The sequence below is a fragment of the Novosphingobium album (ex Liu et al. 2023) genome (genome assembly GCF_029076845.1).
GTDB lineage: Bacteria > Pseudomonadota > Alphaproteobacteria > Sphingomonadales > Sphingomonadaceae > Novosphingobium.
Map to the genome: position 1 here is coordinate 23,297 of NZ_JARESE010000029.1, position 6,000 is coordinate 29,296.

A 6,000-nucleotide genomic window follows, 5' to 3' on the forward strand; every position below is an offset into this window, starting at 1 on the left:
CAGGCGCTCTGACCTGTAGTCCCACCGGCATTCGCCGACGTTGAGTCTGGTGCTGGCGACGAGGGTAGGCGGGACATCCCGGATTGCTCCGGGGCGGATTCGAACCGCTCGGCCTTTCGGCCTTTCCCGATGTAGTCCCGCCGGCATTCGCCAGCTGTGAATTGGCCCATGGCGACCAGGTGTTTGACGAACGTTCCCGCTCTACCAACTGAGCTACGGGTCCATGGAAGACCCGGCGGGGCTCGAACCCGCGACCTGGCGATTAGAAGTCGATGTAGTCCGTCAGGCATTCGCCATGCTGATCTCGTCCACGGCGACGAGTTGGTCGTGAAACAGCCTCATGCTCTATCCAACTGAGCTACCCGGCCGAAGCCAGGGGCGGAATCGAACCGCCGACACTGAAGTCCATGTAGTTCCACTGGCATTCGCCGTGATGTTGAATGGGGGCCGTGGCGACAAGAATGACGAGACTGTCCTTGAGCTACCGCTGCAACGGGGGGACTCGAACCCCATCTCCCGATCCGCATCGCTGCTTCCCGGGCACTCTACTCTGGACTTTCGGGTTTCCCCTTGGAGCAATGTAATCCCGTCGGCATTCGCCGCGGCCCTGTTTCGCTAAACCTCCACTTGCTTGATCAACTCGACCCAATCCCGCGTCTCGCCAGCGACGAAGCGCGCAATCGTGTCGAATACCGCGTCGGAGAACCCTCCGACATTGAGAATGTCCGCACGGGCAGCCGCCTGCGTGGTGCCGTATGGCTGGATGTCGATGCAGACGAGCTTGGCGGCCGGGTTACGGCGCTTCAGCTTGTTCCACTCCACCATCGTCGCCGTCGAACCACGCCGGTTGGCATCGACCCACGACTCATTGTCGGAGACTATGACGACCAGGTCGACCGCCGCCTTCTCCGCATTGAGCCGCGCGAGCGGTGCCGAGACATTCGTCCCACCGCCGCCGACTGCCGCCAGCTTCGCCGCATTCACGGCGAGGCGAGCATAGGCCTCGAGCTTGAGGTCGATGACATCCTGCTCGAACGGCAGCACACGCGCATCGCGGTTGCTCCGCAGCATGGCCGCCGCGACCAAGGCCGCGACATCGATGCACCGGACCGTCGACGAGGCGCCCTTGCGGTAGCCCGTCGCCGGCGACGACATCGATCCCGACACGTCGGGGCAGACAACGATCCGGCCCGACACTTTCGGCACGCCGCGGAGCGACAGCTCCAGCGCCTCCTCAAGTGCCGCCTGGACCTTGAGCGGCACGCCGGCACCGACCTGACCCAATGCCACCATCAACTGGTAGGGCATCGGCCGGACAGCGCGCAGCGCATCGCGATCCACCAGTCGTGCGGCAACCGCCTCGGTAACTCCCGCCACGTCGAACGCGCCGTTGCGCGCCAGCGTGTTGAGGTTCGTCCGCAGCGCCTGCCACCCGATCCGCGTCGCCAGCTCCGCCCAATTCTCCGCAGTCAGCGGAAAAGCGGTGAGCCATTCGAACGGCACCGGCGGCAGTGGAAACGAACTATCTTGCTTCCACGCCTCGAACGCAGCGATCTCGGCCGGAAGGGCGGCAACGTCATAGGGACGCCCGATCAACCAGCCATAGAAAGCCTTGCGCGTGGCATCGGCCGGACGCGGGTGGACCATCTTGACGATGTCCGCCAGCGACGGATCCTTGCCGGTCGCCGCCGCCATTAGCTGCGGCATCGACGCCTGCTCCAGCCACTGCTGAACCAGCCGCTTCGGCCGCGAGCCGAGCGACGTCCGCCCGACCTGGCCCGAGCGCATCATCTGCACGAAATTGCGCAGCATCCGCCCGTTGTCGATCACCCGTCCGAAGACCGGCACCGCCAGATCAGGGTCGGCGACGGTGAGAAACGCAGCCAGCAACGCCGGCATGTCCTTCATCGTCCCCGACTTGCGGGCATAGATCGCAGCCTGCGCCACGAAATACGGGTCGACCGCATTGGCGGCCTCCAGCACGTCGGTGAGTTGCGTTTCCGCCGCGCCGTAAAAATTGTCGGCTAGCGTACCGGTCGCCGCCAACTGCGCCAGCCTGGCTTCCGGCGCATAGGCATAGGCCGGCGCGCCCTCGCGGTTCACGGTGTCAGCACGCGGCAAAAGCTTCGCCACGGCGCTAGCAAAAAGTCCCTTGTTGGCCATCGTCCAACTCCTTCAATTGGTCAGGGCGGCAGGATTTGAACCTGCGGCCTCTCGCTCCCAAGGCGAGCGCTCTGCGCGGGCTGAGCTACACCCTGTTAAATTCCTTGGGGCGGCTGGCCCATTCCAGCCGCCCCTGTCTCCGCTGCGCCGGTTGAGTAATCCGCCTCGACCGACGCCAATCATACAGCAGGAGGTGTGCCAACTGCGGCGAGCAGCAGCCATAAATCTCATAAGAATTTGATTCAAAACGAGATAGAATCAGACGCACGGGTTCGCGAATTGTGAAGCGTCATCAACTTTACGATCGCAGAATATACAGACTTATCCTATGGGATAGAAATGAAAACTCTGACGGTCATTGGATTTTTGGGATCGATGCTCGACGCGAGCAAGTTCGGCCCCTCGCGCTGGAACAAGTGGCGTCCGACGGTAGGGCTGACCATGCACGAGGACCTGCGGGTCGATCGCCTGCTGTTGCTGCACGGTACAGCACACCGTCGCCTCGCTGAGTATGTGGCCGAGGACATCGCCTCGGTCTCCCCAGAGACGCACGTCGAGATGCGCCTGCTCGACTTTCGCGACCCGTGGGATTTCGAGGAAGTCTATGGGAAACTGCTGGACTTCGCCCGCGCGGAACCGCTCGATCCCGAGGCGGAGGACTATCTGGTCCACATCACGACCGGCACGCACGTCGCGCAGATCTGCCTCTTCCTGCTGACCGAGGCACGTTACCTGCCCGGGAGACTGCTTCAGACGCAGCCCGAGCGCGGCACGCTAAATCCCGCGGGCGTCTGGAACACGATCGACCTCGACCTCTCGCGCTACGACAGCATCGCGACCCGCTTCGCCGTCGCTAGCGCGGAAAGCACGTCATTCCTGAAATCCGGCATCGATACGCGCAACTCTGCTTTCAACCGTATGATCGACGAGATCGAACAAGTTGCTTTGCGCTCAAAAGCTCCGATCCTGCTGATGGGGCCGACCGGCGCGGGCAAGAGCTTGCTCGCGCGGCGCATCTTCGAGCTGAAGAAGCTGAAGCATCAGGTTGCTGGGCCGTTCGTCGAGGTGAACTGTGCGACACTGAAAGGCGACAGTGCGATGTCGGCGCTGTTCGGGCATCGCAAAGGGGCCTTCACCGGCGCGGTCGCCGATCGCCCGGGCCTGCTGCGTGCGGCCGACAAAGGTATGTTGTTCCTCGACGAGATCGGCGAACTTGGGCTCGACGAGCAGGCGATGATCCTGCGGGCGATCGAGGACAAGCGCTTCCTGCCGGTCGGCGCCGATAAGGAAGTGTCGAGTGACTTCCAGCTGATCGCAGGCACCAACACCGATTTGGGCGAGGCTGTCGCGGCGGGTGCGTTTCGCGACGATCTTTATGCGCGTCTCAATCTTTGGACGTTCCGCCTGCCGGGCCTGGCCGACCGGCGCGAGGATATAGAGCCCAATCTCGATTATGAGCTCGACCGGTTTGCCGAGCGCGAAGGCGATCGGGCCAGTTTCAACAAGGAAGCCCGACAGCGCTACCTTGCTTTCGCAAATGGGCCGGAAGCGGCATGGCCCGGCAATTTTCGCGACCTGGCTGCCAGCATCATGCGCATGGCGACGCTGAGCCCCAAGGGCCGGATCGATCTCGATTGCGTGGAAGCGGAAATTGGGCGCCTCCGCCGACTCTGGTCGGGCCAGGTGGACAATGGTGCCGGCATCCTCACGGATGTGCTCGACGAGCAGGCGATTGTCGAGATGGACTTGTTCGATCGCGTTCAGCTTGCCGAGGCGCTTCGGGTCTGCCGCGCCAGTCGCTCGTTGTCAGAGGCGGGGCGAACCCTGTTTAATGCATCACGCGCCCGACGCAGCAGTTCCAACGATGCCGATCGTCTGCGCAAATATCTCGCGCGCTTTGGACTGGACTGGGGAGCGGTAAAGGTAGGCTGACGAGGCATTCATGCCTTGGCGCGTGATCGATAGCCCGGCTAGCTATCGATCAAAATATCCCATGATTTGATCTATAGAAGGCTTTCCGTCGTCAAAATGGGCGCGTCGGCTCCATGGCGGTAGGATCAAGTCGGCTGCGAAGGTTGGTCAGCCAGTCTTTGCCGTCAGCCGTTTGCACGACGGCCCTACAAGATTCCACACCGCATCAATGATGGAATTCAGGCCAAGGCCTTCGAGTTCGATGGAAGCGGCATAAGCACGCCATTGGAGCTGCTTCGTTTCTTCCTCCATCATCTCGGCTGAAAGCCCGGGCGGCCGTTCGGTAGGGATAGGTGTTCCGCGCCGCTCGAAAGTCGCGCGGATGGCCACATCCAGATCCTCGGAGGCGATCTCCAGATTCCTGGGGATGGCCCATAGGTCATAATAGTCCTTCATCCGGCCATTGAGCACACCGAGCGCAACCATCGCCTGGAACTTCTCGGCAATGACCGTCGCCGGCGGGTAGGATCTAATGTGCGGGACAGGGAGATCGAGCAGCGTCGGGTAGTCGAGTTGTTGAGCGGCATCCGCCAGCGCATCGCCGAAGCCGATGTCGATCGTCACGGGTATTCGCGTGCGCTCGAGATAGGCCGCCGTCTTGAGTCTGACGCCGCCGTATTCCATTTCCTCGCGGATCGCTCTGGCAACCAACGCATCGGCGTCGAACACAAGGCCGTCGTCTCCTTCAATTTGCATGATTGCCCGGAAGTCGGCGACCAGCTTGTCGGGATTGGCGTCGCCATAGCCCAGGAAGTCGGCATCTCGCGTGACTCGATTGTCGTCGTCGATCCACGCCGTGACCAGCATTCCGCCCTTGAGCACGAATCGCTCGCGATATTCCGAGACCGACAGCCGATAGAGGAGGCGCTCAAGCGCGAAGCGGACCAGCAGAACGTCGAAAGCGCGGCCTTCGCTTCGCGAAATATTGAGCAGGCGATCCTTGACCGACTTGGCGAGGTTGGCGGGCGATCTAGCCATTGGCGGTGAGGGCCTCGAGATAAGGGCGCATGGTCTTCCATGCACCGCCAGCCTTGGCCCCTTCGGCGATTGCGCTCGGCGTCGCCTTGCGTTGTTCGATTGCTGCACGCAGGCCCTCGACTGCGACCGAGCGATCGACCAGCTTGGGATTGCGGAACGCATCGGCGAGCGTTTTGGGGATCGAATAGATAGGTACGTTAACGCCGGCGATCTTATGATGCTCGACGCCCTGGCGAAGATAGGGGTCGGTGAAGCGCACGATCCGCAGTGGCGGATAGGATTGCACTGGCGACCAATTGCTCGCGCCGATCGCCATCCATATCCGTCTCGGCATTTGATCGGTCAGGCCGTGAAAGGCCAGCGCCGAGGTCAGGGCAATGACGCCCTTGGGGACCCGGATCGCAGCTTCAGCCAGTATTTGGTGCTCTTCAATCTCTGAGCCGCGCCGTTGATACAGGCCACGCGAGATGCGCTCGAGTTCACCTTCCTCGACGGCCCGCGCTATCGTTTGCGGGCCGATGCCGGCGGCACGCAGCTCTCCCGCGCGCCTCATTGTATGGGCGGTAAATAGACTGCGAAGCTTTGTCCGTTGCGAGATGGGCCTCGAGGCCATGTGACGAATCCTCTGATGGATCGCATCTTTATCAGAGGTTTCGTCACATGTCATCCGGTTGCAGCGAGGGCATCGCGACGCACAGCCCGCTCAGCTTTGAACCTCCTGAATGACTGACCGGCTGACGCCGGTAGGATCATGTGGAGGGGCTGAAGCCTTCCTTGTGAGTGTTGTCAAGGGTATCGCTGGTGCGCTCAGGTAAGAGGCAACTGGACACCCTGATTTACCCGTTTCGGTGACGCGATGAGCGTGAGGCGGGCAGGTATGGAGCAGAC

General features: G+C 62.0%; 4 protein-coding genes and 1 tRNA gene. 1 reads left to right on the plus strand and 4 read right to left on the minus strand.

Annotated elements, in window-relative coordinates:
- Positions 1 to 615: 615 nt before the first annotated feature.
- On the minus strand, positions 616 to 2,163 hold the full coding sequence (locus PYV00_RS10780; protein ID WP_275228279.1) for a vWA domain-containing protein: 1,548 nt from the start codon (positions 2,161 to 2,163) through the stop codon (positions 616 to 618).
- A 17-nt stretch (positions 2,164 to 2,180) separates the two neighbouring features.
- Positions 2,181 to 2,258: transfer RNA gene (locus PYV00_RS10785), tRNA-Pro, on the minus strand.
- Positions 2,259 to 2,502: 244 nt separating this feature from the next.
- On the opposite strand from PYV00_RS10785, the gene rtcR reads away from it, so the two are divergent.
- Positions 2,503 to 4,095, plus strand: a complete 1,593-nt coding sequence (rtcR, locus tag PYV00_RS10790) for an RNA repair transcriptional activator RtcR (RefSeq protein WP_275228280.1) — start codon at positions 2,503 to 2,505, stop codon at positions 4,093 to 4,095.
- Between the two features lie 147 nt (positions 4,096 to 4,242).
- Here the strand turns inward: rtcR and PYV00_RS10795 are convergent, their stop codons facing one another.
- Together PYV00_RS10795 and PYV00_RS10800 are read right to left on the minus strand one after the other, a co-directional pair.
- On the minus strand, positions 4,243 to 5,112 hold the full coding sequence (locus PYV00_RS10795; protein WP_275228281.1) for a nucleotidyl transferase AbiEii/AbiGii toxin family protein: 870 nt from the start codon (positions 5,110 to 5,112) through the stop codon (positions 4,243 to 4,245).
- Entirely contained in the window at positions 5,105 to 5,665 is a 561-nt protein-coding gene (locus PYV00_RS10800) for a type IV toxin-antitoxin system AbiEi family antitoxin domain-containing protein (protein ID WP_342803807.1), read from the minus strand. The genes PYV00_RS10795 and PYV00_RS10800 overlap by 8 nt, the downstream gene beginning before the upstream one ends.
- Positions 5,666 to 6,000 lie beyond the last annotated feature (335 nt).

What these genes read in the sequence shown, in the direction of transcription:
- PYV00_RS10780 (WP_275228279.1), bottom strand. Translation starts at nt 2,163, where the DNA reads ATGGCCAACAAGGGACTTTTTGCTAGCGCCGTGGCGAAGCTTTTGCCG.
- rtcR (WP_275228280.1), top strand. Translation starts at nt 2,503, where the DNA reads ATGAAAACTCTGACGGTCATTGGATTTTTGGGATCGATGCTCGACGCG.
- PYV00_RS10795 (WP_275228281.1), bottom strand. Translation starts at nt 5,112, where the DNA reads ATGGCTAGATCGCCCGCCAACCTCGCCAAGTCGGTCAAGGATCGCCTG.
- PYV00_RS10800 (WP_342803807.1), bottom strand. Translation starts at nt 5,665, where the DNA reads ATGAGGCGCGCGGGAGAGCTGCGTGCCGCCGGCATCGGCCCGCAAACG.